The 26527-nt window shown below is 65.8% G+C and carries 26 protein-coding genes, 1 tRNA gene and 1 pseudogene; 16 read left to right on the top strand and 12 right to left on the bottom strand.

All coding sequences use genetic code 11. The annotated features are described in order from the left end of the window. Positions 1-16 precede the first annotated feature (16 nt). The 3 genes from AAFG50_RS25350 to AAFG50_RS25340 form a co-directional block, all read right to left on the bottom strand. Positions 17-1291: an MFS transporter gene (locus AAFG50_RS25350; RefSeq protein WP_028171465.1), complete on the bottom strand. Its 1275-nt coding sequence runs from the start codon at positions 1289-1291 to the stop codon at positions 17-19. A 64-nt stretch (positions 1292-1355) separates the two neighbouring features. Beyond that, the gene (locus AAFG50_RS25345; RefSeq protein WP_011088026.1) at positions 1356-1796 is read right to left on the bottom strand and encodes an EamA family transporter; all 441 of its coding nucleotides are present in this window, start codon (positions 1794-1796) and stop codon (positions 1356-1358) included. A 151-nt stretch (positions 1797-1947) separates the two neighbouring features. Beyond that, a complete protein-coding gene (locus AAFG50_RS25340) occupies positions 1948-4425 on the bottom strand; it encodes a PAS domain S-box protein (protein ID WP_028171466.1) in 2478 nt (825 codons plus the stop codon). Between the two features lie 221 nt (positions 4426-4646). Here AAFG50_RS25340 and AAFG50_RS25335 point away from each other — a divergent pair, with 221 nt between their 5' ends. The 4 genes from AAFG50_RS25335 to AAFG50_RS25320 all read left to right on the top strand — a co-directional run bounded on the left by AAFG50_RS25335 (position 4647) and on the right by AAFG50_RS25320 (position 9243). Then, positions 4647-5729 (top strand): putative zinc-binding peptidase, encoded by a 1083-nt coding sequence (locus tag AAFG50_RS25335; RefSeq protein WP_028171467.1) that lies wholly within the window; start codon positions 4647-4649, stop codon positions 5727-5729. Positions 5730-5916: 187 nt separating this feature from the next. Further along, the gene (locus AAFG50_RS25330; RefSeq protein WP_028171468.1) at positions 5917-7932 is read left to right on the top strand and encodes an acetyl/propionyl/methylcrotonyl-CoA carboxylase subunit alpha; all 2016 of its coding nucleotides are present in this window, start codon (positions 5917-5919) and stop codon (positions 7930-7932) included. Positions 7933-8080: 148 nt separating this feature from the next. After that, positions 8081-8947, top strand: coding sequence for an isocitrate lyase/PEP mutase family protein (locus AAFG50_RS25325; RefSeq protein ID WP_011088022.1), 867 nt, complete (start codon positions 8081-8083; stop codon positions 8945-8947). Continuing rightward, a complete protein-coding gene (locus AAFG50_RS25320) occupies positions 8944-9243 on the top strand; it encodes an acylphosphatase (protein ID WP_011088021.1) in 300 nt (99 codons plus the stop codon). The genes AAFG50_RS25325 and AAFG50_RS25320 overlap by 4 nt, the downstream gene beginning before the upstream one ends. 176 nt (positions 9244-9419) lie before the next feature. On the opposite strand, the gene AAFG50_RS25315 is transcribed toward AAFG50_RS25320, so the two are convergent. Further along, positions 9420-10940, bottom strand: a complete 1521-nt coding sequence (locus tag AAFG50_RS25315; protein ID WP_342714009.1) for an ATP-binding protein — start codon at positions 10938-10940, stop codon at positions 9420-9422. Between the two features lie 155 nt (positions 10941-11095). On the opposite strand from AAFG50_RS25315, the gene AAFG50_RS25310 reads away from it, so the two are divergent. From AAFG50_RS25310 to AAFG50_RS25300, 3 genes are read left to right on the top strand one after another with little or no spacing between them, the layout of a single operon-like run. Beyond that, positions 11096-11653, top strand: a complete 558-nt coding sequence (locus AAFG50_RS25310; protein WP_028171470.1) for a MarR family transcriptional regulator — start codon at positions 11096-11098, stop codon at positions 11651-11653. A gap of 16 nt (positions 11654-11669) precedes the next feature. Further along, positions 11670-12335, top strand: coding sequence for a DUF4166 domain-containing protein (locus AAFG50_RS25305; RefSeq protein ID WP_011088018.1), 666 nt, complete (start codon positions 11670-11672; stop codon positions 12333-12335). Beyond that, positions 12332-13768, top strand: coding sequence for a TIGR01777 family oxidoreductase (locus AAFG50_RS25300; protein ID WP_028171471.1), 1437 nt, complete (start codon positions 12332-12334; stop codon positions 13766-13768). The genes AAFG50_RS25305 and AAFG50_RS25300 overlap by 4 nt, the downstream gene beginning before the upstream one ends. Before the next feature lie 11 nt (positions 13769-13779). On the opposite strand, the gene AAFG50_RS25295 is transcribed toward AAFG50_RS25300, so the two are convergent. Then, positions 13780-14631, bottom strand: coding sequence for a LysR substrate-binding domain-containing protein (locus tag AAFG50_RS25295; protein ID WP_028171472.1), 852 nt, complete (start codon positions 14629-14631; stop codon positions 13780-13782). Between the two features lie 113 nt (positions 14632-14744). Between AAFG50_RS25295 and AAFG50_RS25290 the strand changes: the two genes are divergently transcribed. After that, on the top strand, positions 14745-15167 hold the full coding sequence (locus AAFG50_RS25290) for a 4-oxalocrotonate tautomerase family protein (RefSeq protein ID WP_028171473.1): 423 nt from the start codon (positions 14745-14747) through the stop codon (positions 15165-15167). A 45-nt stretch (positions 15168-15212) separates the two neighbouring features. On the opposite strand, the gene AAFG50_RS25285 is transcribed toward AAFG50_RS25290, so the two are convergent. Beyond that, the gene (locus AAFG50_RS25285) at positions 15213-15926 is read right to left on the bottom strand and encodes a DNA helicase (RefSeq protein ID WP_028171474.1); all 714 of its coding nucleotides are present in this window, start codon (positions 15924-15926) and stop codon (positions 15213-15215) included. A 199-nt stretch (positions 15927-16125) separates the two neighbouring features. Next, positions 16126-16875 carry a lipoyl(octanoyl) transferase LipB gene (gene lipB / locus AAFG50_RS25280; RefSeq protein WP_028171475.1) on the bottom strand — a complete coding sequence of 250 codons (750 nt, stop codon included), beginning with the start codon at positions 16873-16875 and terminating at the stop codon, positions 16126-16128. Between the two features lie 67 nt (positions 16876-16942). Between lipB and AAFG50_RS25275 the strand changes: the two genes are divergently transcribed. The 3 genes and pseudogenes from AAFG50_RS25275 to AAFG50_RS25265 form a co-directional block, all read left to right on the top strand. After that, complete coding sequence (locus tag AAFG50_RS25275) at positions 16943-17185, top strand: FliM/FliN family flagellar motor switch protein (RefSeq protein WP_011088012.1); 243 nt, start codon at positions 16943-16945, stop codon at positions 17183-17185. A gap of 164 nt (positions 17186-17349) precedes the next feature. Further along, positions 17350-17434 (top strand) — tRNA-Leu (locus AAFG50_RS25270). A 323-nt stretch (positions 17435-17757) separates the two neighbouring features. After that, positions 17758-17877, top strand: a pseudogene (locus tag AAFG50_RS25265) (isochorismatase family protein); the annotation flags it as partial. 29 nt (positions 17878-17906) lie between these two features. Here the strand turns inward: AAFG50_RS25265 and AAFG50_RS25260 are convergent. Continuing rightward, complete coding sequence (locus AAFG50_RS25260; RefSeq protein WP_063194972.1) at positions 17907-18164, bottom strand: hypothetical protein; 258 nt, start codon at positions 18162-18164, stop codon at positions 17907-17909. 293 nt (positions 18165-18457) lie between these two features. On the opposite strand from AAFG50_RS25260, the gene AAFG50_RS25255 reads away from it, so the two are divergent. Next, positions 18458-18832: a hypothetical protein gene (locus AAFG50_RS25255; protein WP_011088010.1), complete on the top strand. Its 375-nt coding sequence runs from the start codon at positions 18458-18460 to the stop codon at positions 18830-18832. Positions 18833-18835: 3 nt separating this feature from the next. Here the strand turns inward: AAFG50_RS25255 and AAFG50_RS25250 are convergent, their stop codons facing one another. Further along, complete coding sequence (locus tag AAFG50_RS25250) at positions 18836-20146, bottom strand: polysaccharide deacetylase family protein (protein ID WP_028171477.1); 1311 nt, start codon at positions 20144-20146, stop codon at positions 18836-18838. Positions 20147-20325: 179 nt separating this feature from the next. Continuing rightward, positions 20326-21099, bottom strand: coding sequence for a polysaccharide deacetylase family protein (locus AAFG50_RS25245; protein WP_271555320.1), 774 nt, complete (start codon positions 21097-21099; stop codon positions 20326-20328). Positions 21100-21209: 110 nt separating this feature from the next. On the opposite strand from AAFG50_RS25245, the gene mgtE reads away from it, so the two are divergent. The 4 genes from mgtE to AAFG50_RS25225 all read left to right on the top strand — a co-directional run bounded on the left by mgtE (position 21210) and on the right by AAFG50_RS25225 (position 25197). Beyond that, on the top strand, positions 21210-22631 hold the full coding sequence (gene mgtE / locus AAFG50_RS25240) for a magnesium transporter (RefSeq protein WP_028171479.1): 1422 nt from the start codon (positions 21210-21212) through the stop codon (positions 22629-22631). A gap of 184 nt (positions 22632-22815) precedes the next feature. Beyond that, entirely contained in the window at positions 22816-23118 is a 303-nt protein-coding gene (locus AAFG50_RS25235) for a helix-turn-helix domain-containing protein (RefSeq protein ID WP_011088006.1), read from the top strand. A 130-nt stretch (positions 23119-23248) separates the two neighbouring features. Beyond that, positions 23249-24067 (top strand): aldo/keto reductase, encoded by an 819-nt coding sequence (locus AAFG50_RS25230; protein WP_028171480.1) that lies wholly within the window; start codon positions 23249-23251, stop codon positions 24065-24067. Between the two features lie 149 nt (positions 24068-24216). Next, positions 24217-25197 (top strand): hypothetical protein, encoded by a 981-nt coding sequence (locus AAFG50_RS25225; protein WP_028171481.1) that lies wholly within the window; start codon positions 24217-24219, stop codon positions 25195-25197. 12 nt (positions 25198-25209) lie between these two features. Here the strand turns inward: AAFG50_RS25225 and AAFG50_RS25220 are convergent, their stop codons facing one another. Next, on the bottom strand, positions 25210-25461 hold the full coding sequence (locus AAFG50_RS25220) for a hypothetical protein (protein WP_028171482.1): 252 nt from the start codon (positions 25459-25461) through the stop codon (positions 25210-25212). A 726-nt stretch (positions 25462-26187) separates the two neighbouring features. Beyond that, a complete protein-coding gene (locus AAFG50_RS25215; protein ID WP_028171483.1) occupies positions 26188-26373 on the bottom strand; it encodes a hypothetical protein in 186 nt (61 codons plus the stop codon). Positions 26374-26527 lie beyond the last annotated feature (154 nt).

Genomic DNA, 26527 nt, shown 5'->3' with positions numbered 1-26527 from the left:
TTGAGGTTTGGTCGGCTCATTCGGCTGCGATAGCTGATGTCGGCGGCGCTGTCTTCCCCTGCGGCGGCAAGGTTCCATGCCGCGTCTCGGGCAAGGCGACAAGGCAGACGATCGCGCCGATCGCAGCGACCGCGCCGAGCGTGACGAACGCCGCGCTGTAGCCCGCACCGACCACGACGAGGCCCGCAAGCGTCGTCGACAGCGCCGCGCCGATGCTCTGGGCGGTGATGACCGCGCCCTGCGCGACGTTGAAACGTCCGGTGTTGCGCATGAGGTCGGCGACAATGACGGGGAAGATCGCCCCGAAGATGCCGGCGCCGACGCCGTCGAGAAGCTGCACGCCGACCAGCCAGAACGGATTGTCGGAGAGCGTGTAGAGCGCTCCCCGGATGGGCAGTATCAGGAGTGCGGCGAGGAAGAATCGCTTGTGGCCCCAGCGGTCGGCCCTGGCGCCGACCAGCATCGCGAACGGCACCATCACCACTTGGGCTGCGACGATGCAGGCCGACATCAGGCTGGTGCCCATGCTCTTGTCCTGGAGCGCGAGCTTCTGGCCGACCAGCGGCAGCATTGCCGCGTTGGAGAGATGGAAGAGCAGGACGCAGATCGCGAAGACGAGCAGGGGGCGACAGGTCAAGAGTACGGCGAGGCCCGAGGGTGTTTCCCGCCGCTTGTCGCCGGCAGCGTCGTGCAGTCCGCGGGCAAGGTCGTGGTCGATGGCGCGTTCGGGGATCGCGATGATGCTGACGAGGCTCGCAACCGCCATGGCGCCGAGAAGGTAGAAGACGACAGTCGGTCCGAATCGCCAGGCGAAGAGTCCGGCAAGGCCGGCTGCGACCGCATTGCCGGCATGGTTGAAAGTCTCGTTGCGGCCGATCCGTCGGGTGAAGGCGGCATGGCCGAAGATGCCGAGCGAGACAGCCGCGATCGCCGGCGGGAAAACCACGGTGGCGGCCTGGGCGATGCCTTGCGAGATCGCAACCGGCCCGAAGCCCGGAAACAACGGCAGCAGCAGCGAAGCGAGTGTCACTATGATTGCGGCGACGACCATCACCAGCCGCTTCGCCCGGGTCGCATCGACCAGCGCGCCGGCCGGTGTCTGCGCCACGATACCCGCGACTGTGGCAATCGACATCACGAGGCCGATGCGCGCCTCGTCCCAGTGCTGCTCGGTGAGGAGATAGACGGCAAGATAGGGCCCAAGCCCGTCGCGGACGTCGGCGAGAAAGAAGTTGGCCGCATCCAGCGCACGGCCGGCGCGCCTTGCCCGATCGGGGTCTTGGCTCGACATCGGTCTCTCGATCGAGGCGAGAGCGCCCCGGCAGGAACGGATGTCACGGCACTTTTGTTCCGCCTCAAAACTTCACCGCGAGCAGCACCGCGCCGGCGCCGATCATGGCGATGCCGGTCCAGCCCTGCGCTGTCGGACGCTCGCCGAGGAAGGCGAACGCGAAGAGAGCAACCAGAACGACGCTGAGCTTGTCGATCGGCGCCACCAGCGTGGCGGGGCCAAGCTTCAGCGCGCGAAAATAGCACAGCCAGGATGCGCCGGTCGCGAGCCCCGACAGCACCAGGAACAGCCAGGTCCTGGACGAGATCGCCGAGGGCACGGCGAATTGCCCGGTGAAGAACAGCAGCACCGAAAAGGCGAGCAGCACCACGATGGTGCGGATGAAGGTCGCCAGATCCGGATTGATGTTCTCGACGCCGACCTTGGCGAAGATCGCGGTCAGTGCGGCGAAGCAAGCGGACAGCAGCGCCCAGGTCTGCCAGGCGGAGAGGAGGGCGGGTTTCATGTCGTCAAGTTCCGTTGCTTTGGGACGGGGCGCCAGCGCCGTCATTGCGAGCGCAGCGTAGCAATCCAGAGTCTTTCCGCGGAGGCAGCCTGGATTGCTTCGCTGCGCTCGCAATGACGGAGTCTGTGGGAGCTTCGTGCAACCATAACACTCACCGCGCCACCGACAGCTTTTCGGTGATCGCCTTGCGCAGGATGCGCGACAGCGATTCCACCGAATATGGTTTCTGGATCAGTTCGAAGCCGCGATGGGCGTTTTCGGCGAGCACGTTGCTGTAGCCGCTGGTGAGCACGACGGGCAGGCCCGGATAGCGCTCGCGGATGATGCCGGCGAGCTCGACTCCGTTCATGCCGGGCATGATGACGTCGGAGAAGACGAGGTCGACGGCGAATTCGTTCTCGCCGAGGATCGCGAGCGCCGCACTGGCGTTGGCAACACGGCGGACGACATAGCCGAGATCCTCCAGCAGCTCGGTCGAGAACTGGCCGACGTCGTCATTGTCCTCGACCACGAGCACGCGGTAGCCGCGCCCGGTGGTCGCGGCCTCGCTGGTCCGCGCTGCGGCTTCGTCGTCGGCGGCCGGGCTCTGCGCCTGCGGAAGGTAGATCGTGAAGGTCGCGCCTTTGCCAGGCGTGCTCATCACCGCGATGTCGCCTTCGGACTGCTTGGCGAAGCCGAACGCCTGGCTGAGGCCGAGGCCGGTGCCCTTGCCGACCTCCTTGGTCGTGAAGAACGGCTCGAAGATGGCGTCGATGTTTTCCGGCGCGATGCCGCTGCCGGTATCCGCGACCGAGATCGCGACATAGTCGCCGCCACGCGCCGATTGCGCGCGCAGGCTCGGGATGCCCTGCACCTTGCGCACCGCGATGGTGAGGCGGCCTTCGTCGTCCATGGCGTCGCGGGCGTTGATGGCGAGGTTGATCAAAGCGGCCTCGAACTGTGCGACGTCGGCGACGGTGAAGCAATCCGTGTCATGAACCTCGACGCTGATCTCGATGCGGCCGCCGACCAGCGGGCGGACCAGTTGCGCCACGCCCTCGACCTGGCTGCCGACATTGAAGATCTGCGGCTTCAGCGGCTGCCGTCGCGCGAAGGCCAGAAGCTGCGCGGTCAGCTTCGAGGCGCGCTCGACGGTGTCGGAGATGGCGTCGACATAGCGGCGGCGCCGCTCCTCCGGCAGCTCGCGCCGGCGCAGGAAGTCGGTCGCCGAGCGGATGATGGTCAGGAGGTTGTTGAAGTCGTGGGCGACGCCGCCGGTGAGCTGGCCGATCGCCTCCATCTTCTGCGACTGCCGCAGCGCTTCTTCGCCGCGGCGGCGCTCGGTGATGTCGACCAGTTCCGGCACCGCGCCCGTGATGTTGCCATGGCGGTCGAGCACGGGGCGCATGCCGAACTCGAAATCGCGCTCGCCGATCGGCAGGCGCAGCCGCATCTCCATCCGCACCGCTTCGCCCTTCAGCACGGTCTCGAAGGCCTCGCGCGCGACGTCGCTCATGCCCGGGGTCTCCGTGAACCACGGCGTGTCCCAGAACGGCTGGCCGATGACGTCCCGCGCCTCGGTGCGGATGCCGGCGAGCGCGGTCTTGTTGGCGTAGAGCAATTCGCCCTCGAGGTTGACCAGCCCCTGATACTGGTTGCTGGTCTCCAGGATCGCGCGCAGGCGGGCCTCGTTGGATTCGAGCTCGGCGGTACGCTCGACGATGCGCTCTTCCAGCGTCTCGTTGAGCCGCCGCAGCTCGATTTCGGCCTGTTTGGCGGCGGTGATATCGTGGGCGACGCCGATGAAGCCGATATGCTTGCCGGTCGGATCCCAGCGCGGCTGGGATTCGGAGCGCAGCCAGCGCCATTCGCCGCTGGCGTTCTTGTAACGCGCTTCCAGCACGAAGGGTTTTAGCGACGCTTCACCCTGGACGGATTGCTGGAGCACATGCGGCAGGTCGTCCGGATGCAGCACCTTGCGCCAGTCGAAATCGATGGCCTCCTCGTAGGGCAGGCCGACGAAGTCGACATAGGCCTGGTTGGCGAAGGAGCGCTTGCGGTCGAGTTTTGTGACCCAGATCGGCACCGGCGCGCTGTCGGCGATCAGCCGAAACCGCTCCTCGCTTTCGCGCAGCGTCTCACGAGCGAGCATCTGGTCGGTGATGTCGATATGGGCACCGACGAGACGGATGGCGCGCCCGTTGCTGTCACGCTCGATCTTGGCGACGACGCGGATCCAGCGGGTCTCGCCGTCGCTCGGACGGATGATGCGGTATTCGGCGGTATAATCCTCGCTGGTCTCAGCCAGCACATCGAAGAAGTGTTTCACCGCGGCGTCGCGGTCATCGGGATGGATGCGGTTGACCCAGTCCTCGTGCGATTCGTCGGCGGCCTCGGGGGGCAGGCCGTGGATCATCAGATATTCCGGCGAGCGGCGGTTCTTGAAGCCCTCGCGGAAGTCGACCTCGAGGCCGCCGACCTTGCCGATGCGCTGGATGCGCGCGAGCTCGGCCTCGCGCTCCTGGAGCGCGCGATAGGCATTGTCGCGCTCGCGCGCGACATCTTCGAGGTGCTGGCGCAGCCTTTCGGCGGCGATTGTCTCTGGCAAAGGATCGTTCAAGGCGTCGGCCGTTGTGATGCGTGTGCGCACGTGCCGGACCAATATTCACACAGACAAAGCGTGATAGCCATTGCTCAAAGGGGATAGATTGTCGGAAAGGCCCGCGGCCAGCCTGAACGCGGAAAAGTCCGGTCAGCTAACGGCGGGGCTGGCTATTTGTTCCGAAGATTGGAACGATGCGTCTGCGGACGCGTCTTTGCGAGGCGCCATAACGCTCATTCATAAAACTCCGTTTTCGAAGAGGCTAAATCTTGAAGCTCTTTGTCTGCCAGTCCTGCGGCAACGTCCTCTATTTCGAGAACCGCGCCTGCGGACGTTGCGGTCACCGCGTCGCCTTCCTCCCGGAGAAGGAGACGATGTCGGCGCTCGAGCCGGACGGCGAGGCTCAGGCGGTGTCCTGGACGACGTTGGCCGACAGGGGCGGGGGACGGATGCTGTGCCGAAATGCCGAGTACGATGCCTGCAACTGGCTCACGGATCCGGGCGATACCAACGGATATTGTCGCGCCTGCCGCCACAACGGCATGGTGCCTGATCTCTCCGATCCGGCTCAGCTCGCCGGCTGGCGCGAGCTGGAGGTGGCGAAACACCGGCTGTTCTATTCCCTGATCCGCTGGAAGCTGCCGCTCCAGAACCGGCAGGACAATCCCGAGCGCGGCCTGATCTTCAACTTCCTCGCCGACGATCCGAACAGCGGACAGAGGATCATGACCGGCCATGACAACGGCCTCATCACGATCGCGCTCACCGAAACCGACGGCATCGAGCGCGAGCGGCGCAGGCTGGAGATGGGCGAGCCCTATCGGACGCTGCTCGGGCATTTCCGCCACGAGGTCGGACATTATTTCTGGGATGTGCTGGTCCGCGAGGGTGGCAAGCTCGACGCATGCCGCGCCGTCTTCGGCGACGATTCGGCCGATTACGGCCAGGCCTTGCAGCGCCATTATGCCGAAGGCGCGCCGCCGGACTGGCAGCAGAGCTATGTCTCGACCTACGCCACGACGCATCCTTGGGAGGATTTCGCCGAAACCTGGGCGCACTACCTCCACATCGTCGACACCCTGGAGATGGCCTCCGAGTTCGGTATGGAGGTGCGGCCGCGGGTCGATCGTGACGGAGAGTTGTCGACGCGGCTCCGGTTCAACCCCTACGAGGCACGTGGCGTCCAGACGCTGGTCGACGCATGGCTGCCCTTCACCTTCGCCATGAACAGCGTCAACCGCGCCATGGGCATGCGCGACCTCTATCCGTTCATCCTGTCGCAGGCGGTGGTCGCCAAACTCGACTTCATTCACGCCCTGTTGCGGGACGCGGCCAGGGCCGGGAAGCCGTAGGCCCATCCCGGGGCGCGCCAAGCCCGTTGCCCAAGCCCGTTTCGGTCTTGCGCTGGTACACCAGAGGGGCCGGATTTAGACCGTTGCCTCCGGCCTATTTTAATGTACCACGGGGGTCACACGGCCCATCCCAGAGGCCCCAACGGTCGGGGAAGGGTCCCGCCCAAGGTCGAGACTCAAGAAAAGCATGTTCAAACGCATCCTGATCGCCAATCGCGGCGAAATCGCCTGCCGGGTCATCAAGACTGCCCGCCGGATGGGAATTGAAACGGTCGCGGTCTATTCCGAAGCCGACCGCGATGCCCTCCATGTCGAGATGGCCGACGAGGCCGTGCTGATCGGCCCGCCGGCTGCGGCCGAGAGCTATCTGGTGATCGAGAAGATCGTGGAGGCCTGCCGCAAGACGGGCGCACAGGCCGTGCATCCCGGCTACGGCTTCCTGTCCGAGCGCGAGGCGTTTCCGCGCGCGCTGGAGGCGGCCGGCCTCGTCTTCATCGGCCCGAACCCGGGCGCGATCGCCGCGATGGGCGACAAGATCGAATCCAAGAAGGCCGCCGCGAAGGCCAAGGTCTCGACCGTGCCGGGCCATCTCGGCGTCATCGAGGACGACAAGCACGCGGTCCGCATCGCCGACGAGATCGGCTACCCCGTGATGATCAAGGCCTCCGCCGGCGGCGGCGGCAAGGGCATGCGCATCGCGAATTCGAAGAGCGAGGTCGCCGAAGGCTTCAACCTCGCCAAGGCCGAGGCCAAGGCCTCGTTCGGCGACGACCGCGTCTTCGTCGAGAAGTTCATCGTCGATCCCCGCCACATCGAGATCCAGGTACTGGGCGACAAGCACGGCAACGTCATCTATCTCGGCGAGCGGGAATGCTCGATCCAGCGCCGCAACCAGAAGGTCATCGAGGAGGCGCCGTCGCCGCTGCTCGACGAGGCCACCCGCCGCAAGATGGGCGAGCAGGCGGTCGCGCTGGCCAAGGCCGTGAACTATGATTCCGCCGGCACCGTCGAGTTCGTCGCAGGCCAGGACAAGAGCTTCTACTTCCTGGAGATGAACACGCGCCTCCAGGTCGAGCATCCCGTCACCGAGCTCGTCACCGGCATCGACCTCGTCGAGCAGATGATCCGCGTCGCCGCAGGCGAGAAGCTCGGCCTTGCGCAGAAGGACGTCACGCTGACCGGGTGGGCCGTGGAATCCCGCCTCTACGCCGAAGACCCGTTCCGCAACTTCCTGCCCTCGATCGGGCGCCTCGTGAAATATCATCCGCCGGCGGAAGCGAGCCAGGACGGCATCACCATCCGCAACGACACCGGCGTGCAGGAAGGCGGCGAGATCTCGATCCATTACGATCCGATGATCGCCAAGCTCGTCACCCACGCGCCGTCGCGCGCGGCCGCGATCGAGGCGCAGGCGACCGCGCTGGACTCGTTCTATGTCGACGGCATCCGTCACAACATCCCGTTCCTGTCGGCGCTGATGCATCATCCACGCTGGCGCGAGGGCCGGCTCTCGACCGGCTTCATCGCCGAGGAATTCCCCAAGGGCTTTGCGGTGCGCGTGCCCGAAGGCGAGGTCGCCCGGCGGATCGCCGCGGTCGGCGCCGCCATCGACCACGTGCTGGGTGAACGCAAGCGTCAGATTTCCGGTCAGCTTGGTGGCCGCGTCGTGCAGCGTGAGCGCCGCCGCGCGGTCTGGCTCGACCGCCAGGAGATTTCGCTCGAGGTCGGTCGCGAGGGCGAGGCGATCGCGGTGCGCTTCGTCGATGCCGAGGGCAAGGCCGGCCACGTGCATCTATTGCAGTCGCCGTGGAAGCCGGGCGATCCGGTCTGGCAGGGCACCATCGACGGCCATTTCGTCGCGGTGCAGGCCCGGCCGATCGCCAACGGCATCCGCCTCGCGCATCAGGGCGTCGAGGTGCCGGTCTATGTCTGGACCGAGGCGGAGGCCGCCTCGGCGCGGCTGATGCCTGTGAATACGGCCTCCGACACCGGCAAGAAGCTGCTCTGCCCGATGCCCGGGCTCATCGTCTCGATCGCGGTGACGGAAGGGCAGGAGGTCAAGGCCGGCGAGACGCTCGCGGTGGTCGAAGCCATGAAGATGCAGAACGTGCTCCGCGCCGAGCAGGACGGCACCGTGAAGAAGATCCACGCCAGCGCCGGTGCGACGCTCGCGGTGGACGCACTGATTTTGGAGTTTGCGTAAGCACTCCGGAGCACAACAGTCGACCCTCACCCTGAGGAGCCGCGCTTGCGCGGCGTCTCGAAGGGCGAGGCCACCAGCCGGGCCTTCATCCTTCGAGACGCGCGCAAGAGCGCGCTCCTCAGGATGAGGAATTGAGAGTGAGGCGACCATGGCCTTTCGTTCCCGCCGCGAAAAACTGCGATCGATCCTGTCGGGTCCGGGCTGCATCCATCCCGGCTCGGTCTACGACGCCATCTCGATCCGCATCGCCGAGGATCTCGGCTTTCCGCTCGGCATGTTCGGCGGTTCGGTGGCCTCGCTCGCCGTGCTCGGCGACCCCGATATCACGCTGATCACGCTCACCGAGCTCGCCGAGCAGATGCGGCGGATGTCGCGCGCGTCCGCGCTGCCGGTGCTGGTCGATGCCGATCACGGCTATGGCAATGCGCTCAACGTGCGCCGCACCGTGCAGGAGCTGGAGACGGCGGGTGCGGCCGGTCTCACCATCGAGGACACGCTGCTGCCGGCCGCCTTCGGTGAAGCGAAGACGCAATTGATCTCGCTGGAGGAGGGCGTCGGCAAGATGAAGGCGGCGCTCAGCGGCCGCAGCGATCCCACGCTCGTCATCATGGGCCGCACTGGAGCTGCCGCGATCACCTCGCTCGACGATACGATCCGCCGCGCGCAGGCGTACGAGGCGACCGGCGTGGATGCGCTGTTCTTCACCGGCATCAAGTCGCGTGCCGAGCTTGAAGCAGTCGCAGCCGCGACGCATCTGCCGATCGTGCTCGGCGGCGCGCCGGAAGAATTGAATGCGCCCGATTATCTCGCCGGCCAGCGCGTGCGCATCGCGCTCCAGGGCCATGCGCCGATCGCGGCCGCGACGCAGGCCGTCCACGATACGCTGAAGGCGCTGCGCGAAGGCGCGCCGCCCAAAGCGCTCAAGGGATTGGCGTCCGCGGAATTGACCAGCCGTGTCATGCGCGAGGCCGAGACGAAGGCGCGCGGCGCCGATGTGCTCGGATTCAAGAAATGAGCCGGGCGATCCTCCAGGTCATGATCCGCGGCCGCGTGCAGGGCGTCGGCTATCGTGCCTGGGTCGAATACCAGGCCACCGCGAGCGGCCTCGAAGGCTGGGTCCGCAACCGCCGCGACGGCAGCGTCGAAGCGTTGTTCGCGGGCGCGCCGAACCACGTCGCCGACATGGTCGCGCTATGCCGCCATGGTCCGCCATCCTCGCGCGTCGACAGTGTCACCAGCGAGACGGCCGGTGCGGATGAGCTGAACCTGCGCAGGGCAGGGGAGAAGTTCTCGGTGTTGCCGACGGTTTGAGAGCTACACCTCGTTCCACACAGATGGTGTGCTCCCTCACCCCGTTCTTACGGGGAGAGGGTTGGGGTGAGGAGCCTCTCTCAACACGAGTGGTCGTCGAGTGACCTGTACCCCCTCACCCGAATTCGATCTGCGATCGAATTCGACCTCTCCCCGCAAGCGGGGAGAGGTGAAGATCACCTCGGCAGCTTCGCGATTGCTTCGCTCAGCTCGTGGATCTCGTAGGGCTTGCGCAGGATCGGGAAATCGCCGCGCACGTCGGCGGCGGCCTCGCTGTAGCCGGTGGCGAGCAGGATCGGCAGGCCGGGGCGGATCAGGCGCAGATGATGGGCGAGGGTGAGGCCGTCCATCTTGCCGGGCATCACGATGTCCGAAAAGACGAAATCGACGCCGTTTTGCTCGAGCTCGCGCAGCGCGGATTCCGCGTCGGGGACGCGGCGAACGCGGTAGCCGAGCTGCTCCAGCAGACCGATGCTGACGATGGCGACATCCGGATTGTCCTCGACCAGCAGCACCGTGCCGGCGCCGCGGAACGGCACCGCTTCCGCCGTTTCCCGCGCCGGCACATCCCGTCCGCGCGGCAGCAGGATGCTGAAAGTCGTGCCCTTGCCGAGCTCGCTTGCGACCTTCACCGTGCCGTCGGCCTGGTGCGCAAAGCCGTGCACCTGGGACAGGCCGAGACCGGTGCCCTTGCCGATCGGCTTGGTGGTGAAGAACGGCTCGAAAATCTTGTCGACGACGTCGGCGGGAATGCCGAGCCCGGTGTCGGCGACGTCGATCGCCACGAACTCGCCGGCGAGCGGAGCTTCGTCCAGCACGACGTTGCGGGCGCGGATCGTCACCGTGCCGCCGTCGGGCATCGCATCGCGGGCATTGATGACGAGATTGAGCAGCGCGGTCTCGAACTCCGAGACGTCGGTTCTGATCGGCCAGACCTCGCGGGCGATGTCGAAGGCGAGGCGCACGGCGCTGCCGACGCCGGCCTCGAGCACCTCGCGGATCGCCCCGATGCGCTCGGCAAGATCGATCGCCTGCGGGTTGACGCTCTGTCGCCGCGCGAAGGTGAGGAGCTGGTTGGTCAGCGCGGCGCCGCGCCGGGTCGCAGTCTCGATCGCCGAGATCGCGCGCTGGAGCTTGGCACCGTCGTCGGCGCCCCGCTTCAGGGTGTGAAGGCTGCCGCTGATGATCATCAGGAGATTGTTGAAATCGTGGGCGACGCCGCCGGTGAGCTGGCCGAGCGCGTCGAACTTCTGGGATTCGGCAAGCTGCTTCTGCATCGCCTCGAGCTTGAGCTCCGTGTTGCGTCGCTCGGTGATGTCGCGCGTGATCTTCGCGAAGCCGATGAGCTCGCCGTCCTCGTAGATCGGGTCGATCACGACGCTCGCCCAGAAGAAGGTACCGTCCTTGCGGACGCGCCAGCCTTCCTCCTCGTAGCGGCCCTTGTCGCGGGCGATGCCGAGGGCGCGGGCGGGCTTGCCGTTGGCCCGGTCGGTCTCGGTGTAGAAACGCGAAAAATGTTGGCCGACGATCTCCTGGGGCGAATAGCCCTTGATGTGCTCGCCACCGATATTCCAGCTCGTGATGATCCCCTTGGGATCGAGCATGTACAGGGCGTAGTCGGCAACCCCTTCGACCAACAGCCGGAAACTGCGTTCGCTCTCGAACAAGTCTCTCTGCTGATTGGACTTTCTAACCATTTCGGACACCCTGCCTCGACCCGTGCAAACGCTGAATAAGTCGTTTGGTTCCTGGCCTCTGGGAAGTTTTTAGGCAAATGCAGCGGACGGTATGCAGGGGGACGGGCCGTCGGGGAGCACTTGACAGTCAATCTCATCCGTCAGATATTTCTGTTATGACAGAAACTACCGGAAAGAAGAAACTCCCTGCCGCCGTCGAGCGCTTCATCCTGCATTGGGGCGACATGGGCGACGAATGGGGCGTCAACCGCTCGGTCAGCCAGATCCACGGACTGCTCTATCTGGCGGAAGCGCCGATGACCGCCGAGGACATCGCCGACACGCTCGGCATGGCGCGCTCCAACGTCTCCAACTCGATCAAGGAGCTGCTGGCCTGGAGCCTGATCCGGCGGGTGCCGATCCTCGGCGACCGCCGCGATCATTTCGAAGCCGAGACCGACATCTGGGAGGTTGCGGCCCGGATCGCGGCGCGGCGCAAGGAGCGGGAGCTCGATCCAGCGATCGTAGCGCTCCGGGCCTGCGTGTCCGATGCCGCCGACGATCCGACCATCAATCCGGTCGCGAGCAAACGGCTGAAGGAGATGCTCGCCTTCACCGAGCTCGCCGACCACTGGTTCATGCAGATGCTGAAGGTGCCGCGGCCGCGGCTGGTCGCCCTGATGCGGCTTGGCGAGAAGGTCGTCAACCTGCTGCCGCTGGGCAAGGTCAAATAGCGTCGGGGAGGGTGCGATGACGTCGGCTCGATTATCAGGTTCCAGCGCATCTCTTCCCACTCACGCCAAATTGCTCGACGACCGCCGCTTCCGTGCGTTGCTGTCGGACGAGGATTGGGGCCGCCTGCCGCTCGCGACCTGGCGGCGCTTTTCCAAGCGCGTCGCTGACGGCGACAGCGTCGTTTATGTCGGCGTCGTCGACGAGGTCGCTTTCAGCGACATCGGCTGGTGGCTCGCGCAGCTCGTACGCCTGATCGGCGGGCCATTGCCGACCGGCCGCGACACCGGCGTGCCGATGATCGTCACCGTCACCGAGGACGGCGCCAGCGGCGGCCAGACCTGGACGCGCATCTGCGCGCGCAAGCGCGGCTTTCCGCAGGTGATCCATTCCGCAAAGCGCTTCGCCGGTCCGACCGGGCTCGAGGAATATGTCGGCTTCGGCCTCTCGATGGCGCTGCGCATCGCGGTCGAGGACCAGGTGCTGACCTTCCGCAGCGCCGCTTACGGGCTCCAGCTCGGAAGCCTGTGGATTCCGTTGCCGCGATGGCTGACGCCGGGCGACCTCACGGTGACGCATCGCGATCTCGGCGAGGGCGCCTTCCGCTTCACCCTCGATCTCAGTCACCCGCGTTACGGTGCGCTGATCCACCAGTCCGCCACCTTCAGGGAGGCCGTATCATGACGCCGCTGTTGTGGATCCTCATCGCCGTCCAGATCGCGATGGGCGTGTTCGACACCTTCTATCACCACGAATTCACCGAGCGCCTGGCCTGGCGTCCGTCGCAGCGCTTCGAGCTGAAGCTGCACGGCGTCCGCAACATGCTCTACGCGCTGTTGTTCCTCGTGCTCGGCTGGCTCGAGGTTCATGGCCTGCTGGCGCTCTCGATCGTCGCGGTGCTGGTCGCCGAGGTCGTCATCACGCTGATGGATTTCGTCGAGGAGGATCTGAGCCGGAAATTGCCGCCGAGCGAGCGCATCAATCACACGCTGCTTGCGATCAACTACGGCGCCATTCTCGTCCTGCTGCTGCCGGTCCTGATCGACTGGGCGATGCGGCCGTTCGGCGTGACCGTCGTGTATCAAGGTCTGCTCAGCATCGCAGCGACCGCCTGTGCGGTCGGCGCAGCGCTCTGCGGGATCAGGGATTTTGCGGCGGTGCGCCGGCTCGGCCGCATGACGAGCGTGCCGGCGTACGGGCTCGTCGAAAAGCTCCCCGGGCGCAAGACCGTGCTGATCACAGGTGCCACCGGCTTCATCGGCAGCCGCCTCGCGGCGAGCCTCAGCGCGGCAGGGCATCACGTCGTCGCGCTCATTCGCAACCCGGCGAAGGCCGAGCTGCTGCCGCCGCCGGTGACGCTGATCACCAGCCTCGATCAGCTCGCCTCGGACATGCGTATCGACGCCATCGTCAATCTCGCCGGCGAGCCGATCGGCAACGGCCTTTGGACCGAGGCGAAACGCGCAGAGATACTGAAGTCTCGCATCGACATGACCGGCGAGGTCGTCAAGCTGATCGCGCGGCTCGACCACAAGCCCGACGTGCTCGTCAGCGGCTCCGCGATCGGCTGGTACGGCCTGTGGGCCGACCAGGTGCTGACGGAGTCGGCGAAGTCGCATGCCTGCTTCAGCCACGAACTGTGCGCGGCGTGGGAGCAGGCGGCGCGGCCGGCGGAGGAGCTTGGCGTGCGCGTGGTCTATCTGCGCATCGGCCTCGTGCTCGGCACGGAAGGAGGCTTCATCACGCGCATGCTGACGCCGTTCGAGTTCGGCCTTGGCGGGCCGCTCGGCACCGGGCGGCAGTGGATGTCCTGGATCGAGCGCGACGATCTGATCCGGCTGATCGCCTATGTGATCGCGACGCCCGATCTCACTGGGCCCGTCAACGCCACCGCGCCGATCCCGGTCACCAACGCAAAGTTCACCGAGGAGCTCGGCCGCCGCCTGCATCGGCCCGCCGTGTTCCGCATCCCCGGCGGCCTACTGCGCCGGATCGGCGGCGGCTTTGCCGACGAGCTTCTGCTCGGTGGCCAGCGCGTGCTGCCGAACAAGGCGCTGAGCCGCGGTTTTGTGTTCCGGCACGAGACGCTGCGCAGCGCGTTCGAGGCGATCTTGTGAGGTGATGGACGTCAGGCGGCAACGCTCTTGAACGTCGCCGCCACCGCCCGCAGCGCCGCCAGCTTCGCGGGATCGCTGACCTTCGAATGCAGCATCACCTTCGAGCTGCCGAGTTTCGGCAGCTTGTGCGCGGGCCCGATGTCGATCAGCCCGGGAGGCGCGATCCGCCGCGCCAGCGGCGCGATGGCAAGTCCGGCAAGCGCGGCAGCGACCACTGCGGTGACGCCGCCTCCGACAAAACGTTCGCGCCAGGCGAGGCCGGCCCTGTCGAGCGCGCGGACCGCAATGGCGCGAACGCCGCAGGGCGGGGCGAGCGTCGCGAGCGGCAGCGGCTCACCCTTCGGCAGCGTGAAGCGTCGTGACGCGAACCAGCAAAACTCGTCCTCGGCGAGCTTCTCGCCGCCGCGGCGGCTGCCTTCCTGGCGGACGATCACCGCATCCAGCTCGCCCGCGTCATAGGCGTCCTGCATCTCGCGCGAGAAGCCGATGGTGACGGCGAGCGTGAGGTTCGCGGACATCGCGTGCAGCCGTTCGAGCAGTGGCACCAGTTCGGGGCCCGCGGCATGGTCGGAGATGCCGAGCGAGAGGGATTGTGCAGTCGATGTATCGCCGGACAGCGCGCGGTCATGCGCTTCCATCAGCGCACGGGCGCGATCGAGGAATGCGGCGCCGTCGGCGGTGAGCCGGACCGCGCGCGGCGAGCGCTCGACGAGGCGTTTGCCGAGCAACGTCTCCAGCCGCTGTAGCTTGAGGCTGACGGCGGCCTGGGTGGTGCCGAGCGCTTCGGCGGCGCGGGTAAAGCTCTGGAGATCGGCGACCAGCAGGAAGGCCTTGATGGTGGCGATGTCGAGTGTGGCTGTCATTATAGTCGGTTATCACTGGTATCAACAGAGATAAGATACCAAAATGACGAGGGGAGGTCTAGCTTTTCATCACCACCGCGCAACGCCAGTGCGGCATCTTGAGGAGAACGACCATGCCCCTGATCACCGTGTCCTACACCGCCTCGCGCCAATCGCCTTCGCTGAAGGCCGACATCGCCAGCGCCGTGTCCGAACTCACGGCAAAAATCCTGCACAAGGATCCCAAGGTCACCGCCATCATCGTGAAGTCCGTCGATGCCGGCGACTGGTTCGCAGGCGGCAAGTCACTCGCCGAGCAGAGGCTCGCCAGCTACTGGATCGACATCCATGTCACCGAAGGCACCAACACCAAGGACGAGAAGGCGGCCTATCTCGCCGCGATGTTCAAGCGCATGGCCGAGATTTTGGGCCCGCTTCATCCCGAGACCTATCTGCATGTCGACGAGGTCAAGGGCGACGCCTACGGCTTTGGCGGACTGACGCAGGAGCGGCGCTACATCGCCGGCAAGCTCGAGGTTGCGCTGAAGGCGGCATGACGTTGCGGGCCGCGGGTGAACCATCTCACCCGCGGCCCGAAGCCATCAGCTCGCCGCGCGGAACTGCACTTCGGCGTTGTTGATGAAGCACGTCTTGTCGAACAGCTTGAGGTCCAGCGGGTTCGGCAAGCGGACATCGTCGAGGTCGGGGCATGGCTTGAGTGAGGGATCATAGGACCGGTCGATCTGCGAGATGAAGACGACGATCAGCCCCTTGTCGCGCGCGAACGATTTCAGTGCGCGCACCTGAACGGTCAGGTCGGGGTTTTCCCGTCGCTGGTCGAGCAGTTGCAGATAGTCGATCACCACGACCGTGCCGCGGGGGGCTGCGGCCATCTGCTGGACGACGTAATCGGCGCTGATCGCGTCGGAGCAATCGACCTCGAACATGTCAGCGAATTGCGCGGGGTCCACGCCGATCGCCCGAAGGCGTTCCAACACGTCTTTCTCGGTATATTCGAGCGAGAAGAACGCGGCGCGATGGCCCGACTTCATCGCCTCCACGGCAAGCTCGAGGCTCATCAGCGTCTTGCCCTGACCGGGGCGCGCCCCGACCAGCACCAGGTCACCCGGCCGGAATTGCGGGAACAGCCGATTGGCCGGCGTCATCGCGGCGGCTTTTGCCGCAAGCATGCTCCAGGCGGAAAACCCTTCCGTCGTGGCGATGCGGTCAAGCGCGTGGTGGAGCGGAATGCCTTCCTCGCGGGACAGGCGCTTCGCCTTGCGCTTCAGATGATAGATGGGTGCAGAGAGTCTCATCGTCAAAACCTCCCATTGCGAGCATGGATCGCAACCCCTCCTTATGCCTGGCGCTCGAACAGTCGGCCGATGATCAACTCGCCCGGCATGAGGTCTGCTTTCCCGGCGGAGGGGGGAGGCGTGGGCGGCACCTGAAACAAGCATAGCCGATTCCATTACGAGCGGAGAACTCGCGCGGTCAGGCTCGAACAGGAAAATGTCAGGCGGCCGCTTCCGGCACCAGCGCGCGGGTCGGTCCGAACAGCTCTTCGAACGCCTGCCGAAGCGCGACGTCGACATCGGCCATCGTCACGAGCTGGCCGAGATCGACCAGCGAGGTGACGCCGTAGCGGGGATCGGCGACGCCGCAGGGCACGATCCCTGCGAAATGCGACAGCTCCGGCTCGACATTGATGGCGATGCCGTGGAACGCGACCCAGCGCTTCAGCCGCACGCCGATCGCGGCGATCTTGTCCTCGTGTTCCGACCCCTTGTCGGGCCGTTTCACCCAGACGCCGACCCGGTCCTCGCGCCGTTCGCCGCGGACGTTGAAGGCGGCGAGCGTCTTCAGGATCAGCTCCTCCAGGCTCGCGACATAGGCCCGGACATCAGGCCGGCGGCGCTTGAGGTCGAGCATGATGTAGGCCACCCGCTGGCCGGGCCCGTGATAGGTGAGCTGCCCGCCGCGCCCGGTGGCGAAGGTCGGGAATCGGGGATCGAGCAGGTCCGAATCCTTGCCCGAGGTGCCGGAGGTGTAGAGCGGGGGGTGTTCGAGCAGCCAGACCAGCTCGGGGGCCTCGCCGGCCGCGATCGCGGCAACCCGCGCCTCCATGGCGGCCACGGCCTCCGGATAGGGCACCGGCGCGTCCGAGATCCGCCATTCCACGGGGGGGCCCGCAGAGGCGGAAAACGACGTCAAATCGAGGTCTTGACGCTGATCTTGGCGGGGGTTTTGAGGCGAATTAACCATTGGCTAACCATAACGTGGTGATGATTGCAGGCGCAAATGCCAGTCTCAAGTTGCGGCGGTCCCGACAGTGCCCACTCTCGATAAAGTCACCGTGGATCTCATGGTCGTCCTCGGGACGACCACCATGCCGATCCATCAGGTATTACGTCTTTCCCGCGGCGCCATCATCGAGCTGGATGCAACCGAGGCCGACGAGGTCAAGGTTTTGGCCAACAACCTGCCGGTCGCCTCCGGCGTCGTGCTGGTCGACCGCAACCGGATCGCGGTCGAGGTCAAGCAGATGCTGCCACGCACGCCGGGCACGCGGTAGCGGCCTGGGCATGCGGTAAATGCCGATCCTGCGGGGAGGGCCGGAACTTTCCTGCCAAGCTTGTGGAATTCTGGGCCTTTGCAGGCTTGTACCCCTCTGATGGATTTGTTAGATCGGCGCCGTTGATCCGGCCGGCCCTCAAGCCTCAGGCCGGCATCCCCAAAGCGCTCGTGGCGGAACTGGTAGACGCGCTGCCTTGAGGTGGCAGTGAGTAAAATCGTGGGGGTTCGAGTCCCTCCGAGCGCACCACAAGGCCGAACTTGGCTTTGAAATCCCTGAAGTTTTTCTGATGTAGACCCGGGACTGGCATCACGCCGGTCCTCTTCCGCGCGCCGCTTGCGTCGGTCGGGCCGTCGCGTGACCGGTCCGATCGCTGACACCGTCAATCGATCCCGCGATTCGCCGGCGTGATGGAGCGCGCTGATGGCGCGGGGCTTCGCCCACCGCGGATGACCGCGGAACGACGGCTGTCGGACGCGCATGACAGCCGATGTGCTCGCCGCGTGCCGTCGCGCGGCCATGCGTTTGAAGGTGGAGGACGACGAGGGACAGCGCGTCGGAAGTTGCCGACATCCAGGGCGGAGACGGGCGTCTGCGTCCTGTCGACGGTCCTGAGCGCTGTCGATCTCGGCTTCAGGGTCGTCATCGTCGAGGACGCGCTGTGCAGTTCGTCCGATGTCGCGCACGATGCGGGCGGGAGTAGGGTGATGATCCGCCCCCCTCAGCCATATTCCTCGCCGATGCCGTATTCGCGGTAGATCTCCAGCGGGTCGAGATCGGGAAACAGGCGGCATTTGGCCTGGGCGAGGTGCAGGCTCACCGCCGCCGGCTCCTTGCCGTTCGCAAGCATCTTGCGGATGTCGTCCATATGCGCGTTCGGCTGGTGCTTCGGCTCAAGCTGCTCCAGCGCGACCAGCGCCGTCGCGAGAGCTTCGGTCAGAACCCAGTCGTCGTGGCCCGTGATTCCCTTCTTCGGCATCGGCAGACCCCACATGTGGCGGCGAGTCCCAGTCTATCGCGACTTCCGCCAGATCGCCATTAAGCGTTGCGGACACCCGTGTGCGGAACGGACCGGCCGTCGTGGCCCGGCTTGCATTATGGCCGCGCGTGGCTAAAAGGCGGCGAGTTGAGGGCGATGGTATCTTTGTTGAAACGAAGTTGGCGTAGACGGGCCCGCGCGGCATTCGGGCCGGCTGTTCCGGCCTGTGTCCCATAATCGCTGAACGCGCAGCACGATCCGGTTGCGCGCATCTTCTCTGGGCTGGAGCCAGCATGGTCTTTCTAAGCTTCGTCTACCGCTTCGTGACCAATTTCGCGTTCATGGCGATGGTCTATTTCAGCCTCAACTTCCTGGAGAAATATCAAAACCGGGCGATCGTCGCGATCCTGGTGCTGGTCTACACCGGCATGCGCGCGGCCTCGACGCTGCGTGCGTTCTACTTCTTCCAGAAGATCGAGAAGCTGGAAGCCGAGACCAAGCGCCTTCAGGCCCCGATCAACGATGGCGCCGGCGGAACCTCGACGCGTAAGCAGATCGTGACCGACGTAGCGCGGCTGCGCCGCGACGGCGAGCTCAAGTCCTATATGGACCTGTTCTTCCTGGCGCTGATCGTGCTGCTCTGCGTCGCCAACATCATGCGGCAGTAGAGCTTACTGCGCGCGCTTCTTCAGGCTGGCCACGCGGGTTGGATGCGGCGCGGCGTTCTGCGCAGTGCTCTTTGGAGCAGCGTTCTTGGGGGCAGCGCTCCTGGGGGCCGTGCCCTTGGCCTGCGCGGCATGCTTCGGTGCGCCGTGCGCCGCGTGGGCGGTGCGGCGCGCCTGCGACTTGGCAGCCTTGCTCGTGGCTGCACGGGGCGTCTCGGCCGCCATCGCCAGCCGTGTCGCAGCCCGCCGCGACAGCGTCGTGGACAGCAAGACCTCGATCGAGCCCTCGGGAATCGCGAAGAGCTCGCGGTCGGGCACGGGCAGGGTGGCGGCGACATTCGCCTGCGCCATGGTCCGGCGCGGCAGCAGCGGCTGATGCCCGGTCTGCGCATTGAGATCGGCAAGCGAGGGCGCCGGAAGCGTCTGGGTCTGCGTGAACACGAAGTTCGGCACGGCCGGCCAGCGCGCGATCGGCACGGTCTCGGTCGGCGGATGCAGCAGCCATTCTACCGGCGTGGTCGGCGTCGCCGGGCGGTCCGCGGTCGCGGGCACCACATGCACGATGCGATAGCCGCGCGCCTTGAGATCGCGGATGATCTTGGGCAGCGCCGCCACCGTGCGGGCCTGGATGTCGTGCAGCAGCAGGATGCCCTTGCCCTTGGCCTCCAGCCGCTGGATCGCGAGTTGGTAGACACGGTCGGACGACACGTGCCGCCAGTCGTCGGCGGGGAAATCGGCGCTCCAGACCTGGATGCCGCGCGAGATCAGATAGTTCTCGACGCCCTCGGCGCGCATCAGGCCGGGAATGCGGAAGAACGGTGCGAGCTTGGACGGATCGGTCATCGCGGCCGAGGTCCATTCGATGCCGCCGTTGATCTCGGGCTCGAATTTTTCGATTCCCATCCGGTCGAACGTCAGCGGATGGTTCATGCTGTGCGTGCCGACGGTGTGGCCCGCCGCGACAAGCTTGCGCACCCCTTCCGGATTCGCCTTGGCCTGGCCGCCGATGATGAAGAAGGTCGCCTTGATGCACTCGTCGGCGAGGATCTGGAGCACCTGGTTGGAATATTTCGGCAGCGGACCGTCGTCGAAGGTCAGGACGACCTCGTGATCCTTCAGCGGCAGCGTCTCGCGGTACTGCATCGTGCCGATGCGCGGATGCTCGTGCGGATCGACCACGAGGGTGCGGGAGGTCCCGAGCGCGTCCGGGTGGCCGGGACAGTCGGATGCAAGGGCCGCCGGTGTTCCAACGGTCAGCAAGCCCAAACAAAGGACGATCCACGATCGCGTCCGAACAACAACGCTACTTCCGATCATGAATCCCGTCTGCCTCATACGCGATTGTCGCCATAAGTAGGTCGGAGACATCAGGAAACGGTTCAGGCACAAGAACCTTCCCCACGACGAGTCCGCCTCGATACTTGCACGGCGTAGCATGAACAGAGTGTTAATAGGCCCTAAATCACCCCATTTTGCGACGGCGTGACATTCCGGCATCAGCGCGTATCGGCATTCTTCTGCGCTGCGCCCGCCGGGACGATGTGAACCACCCGGTAGCCGTTCTCCCTCAGATACCGCAGGAAGGCCGGCATGATCGCGGCCGTGCGCGCCTTGGGATCGTGGAAAAGGATGATACCCTTGCCGGCCGCGGCGAGCCGCTCGGTGATCAGCTTCAGTTCCTGCTCCGGCGTCATCTCGTTCCAGTCGCTGGCCCAGAGGTCGGCCCCGAACACGACGATGCCGCGCGACTGGAGCAGGTCGAGCTCGGCTTGCGTCGCCTCGAAATAGGGGAAGCGGAAGAACGGCGTCGAGGGCGTCGTGGTCGAGGTCCCGTGCAGCGCCATCTCGTCGGCGGCGATGCCGCGGTCGATCTCGGCCTTGGCCTTGTCGAGCGGGATCCGCGCCATGAACGGGTGCGACCAGGTGTGATGGCCGATGGTGTGGCCCTCGCGCGCGATGCGCTTGACCATCTCGGGATGTTCGGAGGCGTGCAGGCCGATCAGGAAGAAGGTCGCGCGCGCGCATTCCTGCGCCAGCGCCGCCAACACCTTTGACGTCGTCGGCGGATACGGGCCGTCGTCGAAGGTCAGCACGACCTCGTGATCGGCGAGCGGCAGCGTCTGCGGAAAGCTCTTCAAGCCCACGCGCGGCGTGGTCCTGGCGTCGACGCTCAGAATGCGCGAGGTGCCGAGCGCATCCTTGCGCGGGCACTCGGCGGCTTCGGTCGAGGCGATGCCGGCGAGGGCCGCGAGCACCGCGCCCAGCGACATCGAGGTCCATTTCAGCCGAAGCATCTTTGCCATTGCGCTCGGAGTTGCCTTGTGGGTATTGCCTGAACCATCAGCTCAGACCACCAACCTGTCAAACGGCGAGGCGCACCATGGATGAACATATGGACGGTGCTCCATCCGCTGCGGCCTCGGTACTCGACCACGTGCCGATGCGCAATGAAGACGGCGAAATTCGTCATGAATTCGTCGAGGAAATTGCCCGTGCGATCGAGGCCGGCGACAGCGCCGCGCTGCGCGCCTGCGTTGCCGAGCTGCACGAGGCCGATCTCGGCGATCTCATCGGCGCATTGGAGCCCGACGACCGCGTCCGCCTGGTCGAGCTCACGGGCCGCGACTTCGACTTTTCGGCGCTGAACGAAGTCGACGAGAGCGTCCGCGAGGAGATCCTCGATGAGCTGCCGCCGGAGACGGTCGCGGAAGGCGTCCGCGAGCTCGAATCCGACGACGCGGTCGAGCTGCTGGAGACCCTCGACGAGGCCGAGCAGGAGGAGATCCTCGAGAAGCTGCCCATGCGGGAGCGCGTCGCGCTCGAGCGCAGCCTGCTGTATCCGGAAAATTCCGCTGGCCGCCGGATGCAGACCGAGTTCATCGCCGTGCCCCAGGATTTCACCGTGGGGCAGGCGATCGACTACATGCGCGAGACGCCGGATCTGCCCGACCGCTTCTACGAGATCTATGTCGTCGACAAGGACCAGCACTGGCAGGGCGCGATCTCGCTCGACGTGCTGCTCCGGGCCCGCCGCCCGGTGGCGCTTGCCGAGCTGACCGACGAGAATCGCCGTCGCGTCTCCGTCCTGGAGGACCAGGAGGAGGTGGCGCGCATGTTCGGCAAGTACAATCTCGTCGCAGCTCCCGTGCTCGACACCCAGGATCGCCTGGTCGGCGTCATCACCGTGGACGACGTCGTCGACGTCATCGAGGAAGAGGCGGACGAAGACCTCAAGGCGCTCGGCGGCGTCACCAGCGACGAAGAGCTGTCGGACACCGTGTTCACCATTGCCCGGGCGCGGTTCAATTGGCTGCTGGTCAATCTCGCCACCGCCTTCCTGGCGTCCTCCGTGCTCGGCCTGTTCGAGGGCCAGCTGGAAAAGATGGTGGCGCTTGCGGTGCTCGCACCGATCGTGGCGAGCCAGGGCGGCAACGCCGCGACCCAGACCATGACGGTCGCGGTGAGGGCGCTCGCGACCCGCGAGCTCGGCTCCTCCAATGCCTGGCGCGTGGTGATGCGCGAAGGCCTGGTAGGCCTCGTCAACGGCCTGGCCTTCGCCGTGATCACGGGCATTGCCGCGGTGGCCTGGTTCAAGATCCCCGGCCTCGGCATCGTCATCGGGCTTGCGATCATCTGCAACCTCGTCGCCGGCGCGCTCGGCGGCATCCTGATCCCGATGGCGCTCGAACGTGTCCGGGCCGATCCGGCGGTGGCCTCCGGCACCTTCGTCACCACCGTGACCGACGTCGTCGGCTTCTTCTCCTTCCTCGGGATTGCGACCTTGTGGTTCGGGTTGAGGTAGCTGTCGCCTCCGCTCCGTCATTCCGGGGCGCGCCACTTGGCGCGAGCCCGGAATCCATTTGTCGGCGTGCTCCGGTGCACGATGGATTCCCGGCTCGCGCTCCGCGCGCCCCGGAATGACGGCCCGCCATCATCTTTAATCCGAACTTAAGCGACCTGACGCATCATCGCCCGGGCCTGGGGGAATGAACATGCGGTTGCGGCTGAAGGCGGACGGACGGATCGTCGAGTTGCGGGACGGGCAGGAATTTCCGGTCCAGCCCACGGCCAATGCCGCGCCGGCCGACACCGGCTCGCTCGCGGTGCGCGACCTGCGCCGCCGCGCCTGCCTGACCCAGATGGAGTTCGCCGCCAAGCTCGGCGTTCCCGTCGAGACCATCCGCAACTGGGAGCAGGGCAAGCGCGCCCCGCGGGGACCGGCCCGCGCGCTGCTTGCCGTGATCGCGCATGCGCCCGACACCGTGTTCCAGGCGCTTGCCAAAGCATGACGCGAACCTCCCATTAGCATTGCGCTGAATAACCGGCCCGGTTGCAGCGGCTTCCGTTGGCAGCCTCTCGGACCCGGTCCATAATGATGCCTGATGGTATTTGGGGCGACCGCAACAGAGAGGATTCCTCATGCTGTTCGTCGAGGCCAATGGCGCAAGGATCCCGGCGATCGGGCTCGGGACCTGGGAGTTGAGCGGGCGGCCATGCGCGCGCGTGGTCGAGCAGGCGCTGCGGCTCGGCTATCGCCACATCGACACCGCACAGGTCTACGACAATGAGCGCGAGGTCGGCGATGGCGTGCGCGCCTCCGGCGTGCGCCGCGACGACGTCTTCCTCACCACCAAAGTCTGGACCAACCATTTCGCGCCCCACGATCTCGAACGGTCGGTGAAGGAGAGCCTTGCGCGGCTGCGACTTCCCTCCGTCGATCTGTTGCTGCTGCACTGGCCCAATTCGCACGTGCCGCTGGCGGAGACGCTGGGCGCGCTGTCGCATGCCAGGCAAATGGGCCTGACGCGTCACATCGGCGTCTCCAATTTCACGGTGGCGCTGATCGAGCAGGCGGTCGCGCTGTCGCCGGAGCCGCTCGTCTGCAACCAGGTCGAATTTCACCCTTATCTGGACCAGGCCAAGGTGAGGGCGGCCTGCGACCAGCATGGGCTCGCGCTGGTCGCCTACAGCCCGATCGCCAGGGGGCGCATCAAGACCGACCAGACGCTCGCCGGGATCGGGCGGGCGCATCGCAAGACGCCGGCGCAGGTCTGCCTGCGCTGGCTCGTGCAGCAGAACGTCGCAGCGATCCCGCGCACCTCGCGCATCGAGCGTCTGTCGGAGAACATCGAGATCTTCGATTTCGAGCTCTCCGACGACGAGATGGCCCGGATCGCCGCGCTGGCCAATCCCAAGGGCCGCCTGACCGACTTTGGCTTCGCGCCAAAATGGGATTGAGGGCGGGCTGCCGTATGCCCAGCATGATCCGGAAAAGTGCGAAGCGGTTTTCCGATAAGATCATGCTCGAACAAGAGCCTAAAGCGGGATGACGGTTGATCCTAACCTCATCGCGCTTTAGGAGCAGGGCGGCAACCCAAGATCGGGCGATGGAACTGCGGAAGATCATACGGACGGACATTGCGGCGTCGGCGATCGCGCATCTGACGCTGGTGGCGCTGATCATCGTGATCAGCGAGGTCCATCCGTTCCATGCCGCGCCGCCCGAAGCTGTTGCGGTCGACATCGTCACGCCGGAGCAGGTCAAGGAGCAGGAGACGAAGGCGGAGGAGGCCGCAAAGGAGAAAGCGCCGGAGCCGACCCCGACCCCCGAGCTGAGACTGCCGAAGCTGGACGTCACCGACAAGGCGGATGCAGCGGCGAAGCCGGACGCCAAGCAGCAGGCCGCCTCGCAATCATCGCAGCAGAAAGCGTCGCCCGAACCGGAGCAGCCGACGCAGCAGAAACAGCCGCAGCCGCAACCCTCACAGACGCCGAAGCAACGTGAGGCCACCGCGCAGCCGCAGCAGCCTCAGCAACCGCAACCACAGCCGTCGCAGTTGCCGCCGCAACAGCCGCTGCCGCAGTCGCAACCTCAGCCCGCGCCGCAGCCCTCGCAAGCGGTGCCGCAGCGGCAGGCCGCGCCTCCGGCCTATCAGGCCCCCGAGCCCGACGTCACCGTCAAATACGGCGTGATGCTGGGCCTGCCGCCGGAACTGCCGGTCGAGCCGAAAGACGCGCCGAGGGATGACGGCGGCGATGCCAAGGATTCCATCGGAGCCAAGCTGCCGCCCGAGGTCATTGCCGAGCTTCGTCGGCGCCTCAGGAGCTGCGCAAAACTGCCGGCCGGTGTCGCGCCGACCGACCCGGTGCGCATCAAGCTGCGCGCGGTGTTCGCCACCGACGGCACGCTGGCGCGCCCGCCGATCCTGATCGAAGCCCCGCCATCCGCGAAGGGCGTGGCCATCGTGAAGTCGGCGACGAGCGCGCTCCAGGCATGCCAGCCGTACAAGATGCTGCCGGCCGACAAATACGAGGAATGGAAGGTGTTGGACCTGCCGTTCACGCCGCAGGATTTCGGCGGGGGATAAGTTGCCTCGCAGCTATCCGCGCGCGGCGAGACAGGCGCGGACCTTGTCGGCGGCGGGCTTCGGCACTGCGTGAGCTCGCCACTGCTCGCGCGTCGCGCCCGCCGAGGCGAGGCACTGGTTGATGTTTCGCTCATATGTGGCGCGAGACATGCTGTCGCGCTTGGCCTGGCAGGCCGGGTCGCCGCCGCATTCGTAAAGTGGAGCCGCCTTGGCCGTTGATGCTCCGAGAATGGTTACGGCAACCGCGATCATCAGCTTGTTCATTTCGCCCCCGGAATTATGCTTTGAGTATTCTCAATGCTGCGCCTATAGCGCATCGAACTGCTGCCTGCAACCTTGGGTGAAGTGCCGGCGGCGCTATGGAAGCGCGCACTGACTGTTCACTGGCGACGATCTCGTCGTTGTGTTTCTCAATGGCATCCAGAACAAGCCATTACCCGACGGGCAAGACACCGCGAATGCAGTCAAGCCTCTTTCCCGAAAATATTCCACTTTACCGAAATTCGGATTTATCGTATTTGTCGCCCATCCCGGCTCATCCTTGAGGGGCGATCGTGTGGTCGTCATGTTTCGCGAGCCGGGCTTGCGGTGGACGCGGCAGCGTCGGGCGCGAGAGGCGTGGGCAGGGCGGATTGCTCTCCGTGAGCCCAGGACTTCGTGCTGGATGAGCGGCGCTGTCAGGTTCGTCTCGCCCGTAAGTTTCCGGCTCCGTCGACAGGGCCGGGAAAACTGCGGCGAAATGGCGGGCCGTGCGTACGGCAAAACCGTGTGGTCCTTTCCGCAAGGCCTTTTTCCGGCCTCTTGAAGGCGGTGAAAGTACCTGAAACTAAAGGCATATTTCGGTTGTTGCCCGGCTAACGAACGAGCCGACCGAACCTGCCGGGCCCTATTAGGCCCTAGTTTCACACCTGTCCGCTGGCGCGGCCCTGCTGTTGCGGCGCGCTGTGCGGCCTTCCTGCGGGCTCGACGCTGTCGCCTGCCGGTCGCGATCTAATGGATGCGGTCAGCGATGATGCCGAGCATAACAACTACGGCTGCGAGCAGCCACATCACCCCTCTGATATCCTGCCGCGTATGTCGGATGTAGTCGTCGGTGCCGCCAGTGTCCTTGCGCTGCTCTCTGTTCGCGAGGAAGACCACTACGACTATCATGCCAATGCCGATCAGCGTGAACATGGTACTTCCTTCACTTGAGCCTGCCCGTCCAGGCGGCGAGCATCGAGCAGAGCTTTGCAGCGATGAGCAATAGACGGATGCGGTTATCCCCCGCCTTCGGGCCGTTCGGCGCGGCGGCTTCGGCCGGTTAGCTTGAAGCGGGCAACGCTCGTTG

Origin of the sequence: Bradyrhizobium sp. B039, assembly GCF_038965675.1 — a bacterium.
Classification (GTDB): domain Bacteria; phylum Pseudomonadota; class Alphaproteobacteria; order Rhizobiales; family Xanthobacteraceae; genus Bradyrhizobium; species Bradyrhizobium diazoefficiens.
Note: the sequence above shows the minus strand (reverse complement) of the source record. Positions and strands in the feature narration are given on the sequence as shown.

Coding starts and splice junctions, on each gene's coding strand:
- AAFG50_RS25255 (WP_011088010.1), top strand. CDS start 18,458: ATGGTCTTTCTAAGCTTCGTCTACCGCTTCGTGACCAATTTCGCGTTC.
- AAFG50_RS25230 (WP_028171480.1), top strand. CDS start 23,249: ATGCTGTTCGTCGAGGCCAATGGCGCAAGGATCCCGGCGATCGGGCTC.
- AAFG50_RS25235 (WP_011088006.1), top strand. CDS start 22,816: ATGAACATGCGGTTGCGGCTGAAGGCGGACGGACGGATCGTCGAGTTG.
- AAFG50_RS25315 (WP_342714009.1), bottom strand. CDS start 10,940: ATGGTTAGAAAGTCCAATCAGCAGAGAGACTTGTTCGAGAGCGAACGC.
- AAFG50_RS25325 (WP_011088022.1), top strand. CDS start 8,081: ATGGCCTTTCGTTCCCGCCGCGAAAAACTGCGATCGATCCTGTCGGGT.
- AAFG50_RS25345 (WP_011088026.1), bottom strand. CDS start 1,796: ATGAAACCCGCCCTCCTCTCCGCCTGGCAGACCTGGGCGCTGCTGTCC.
- AAFG50_RS25225 (WP_028171481.1), top strand. CDS start 24,217: ATGGAACTGCGGAAGATCATACGGACGGACATTGCGGCGTCGGCGATC.
- AAFG50_RS25220 (WP_028171482.1), bottom strand. CDS start 25,461: ATGAACAAGCTGATGATCGCGGTTGCCGTAACCATTCTCGGAGCATCA.
- AAFG50_RS25300 (WP_028171471.1), top strand. CDS start 12,332: ATGACGCCGCTGTTGTGGATCCTCATCGCCGTCCAGATCGCGATGGGC.
- AAFG50_RS25295 (WP_028171472.1), bottom strand. CDS start 14,631: ATGACAGCCACACTCGACATCGCCACCATCAAGGCCTTCCTGCTGGTC.
- AAFG50_RS25250 (WP_028171477.1), bottom strand. CDS start 20,146: ATGATCGGAAGTAGCGTTGTTGTTCGGACGCGATCGTGGATCGTCCTT.
- AAFG50_RS25285 (WP_028171474.1), bottom strand. CDS start 15,926: ATGAGACTCTCTGCACCCATCTATCATCTGAAGCGCAAGGCGAAGCGC.
- AAFG50_RS25350 (WP_028171465.1), bottom strand. CDS start 1,291: ATGTCGAGCCAAGACCCCGATCGGGCAAGGCGCGCCGGCCGTGCGCTG.
- AAFG50_RS25330 (WP_028171468.1), top strand. CDS start 5,917: ATGTTCAAACGCATCCTGATCGCCAATCGCGGCGAAATCGCCTGCCGG.
- mgtE (WP_028171479.1), top strand. CDS start 21,210: ATGGATGAACATATGGACGGTGCTCCATCCGCTGCGGCCTCGGTACTC.
- AAFG50_RS25310 (WP_028171470.1), top strand. CDS start 11,096: ATGACAGAAACTACCGGAAAGAAGAAACTCCCTGCCGCCGTCGAGCGC.
- AAFG50_RS25290 (WP_028171473.1), top strand. CDS start 14,745: ATGCCCCTGATCACCGTGTCCTACACCGCCTCGCGCCAATCGCCTTCG.
- AAFG50_RS25215 (WP_028171483.1), bottom strand. CDS start 26,373: ATGTTCACGCTGATCGGCATTGGCATGATAGTCGTAGTGGTCTTCCTC.
- AAFG50_RS25245 (WP_271555320.1), bottom strand. CDS start 21,099: ATGTCGCTGGGCGCGGTGCTCGCGGCCCTCGCCGGCATCGCCTCGACC.
- lipB (WP_028171475.1), bottom strand. CDS start 16,875: ATGGTTAATTCGCCTCAAAACCCCCGCCAAGATCAGCGTCAAGACCTC.
- AAFG50_RS25260 (WP_063194972.1), bottom strand. CDS start 18,164: ATGCCGAAGAAGGGAATCACGGGCCACGACGACTGGGTTCTGACCGAA.
- AAFG50_RS25305 (WP_011088018.1), top strand. CDS start 11,670: ATGACGTCGGCTCGATTATCAGGTTCCAGCGCATCTCTTCCCACTCAC.
- AAFG50_RS25320 (WP_011088021.1), top strand. CDS start 8,944: ATGAGCCGGGCGATCCTCCAGGTCATGATCCGCGGCCGCGTGCAGGGC.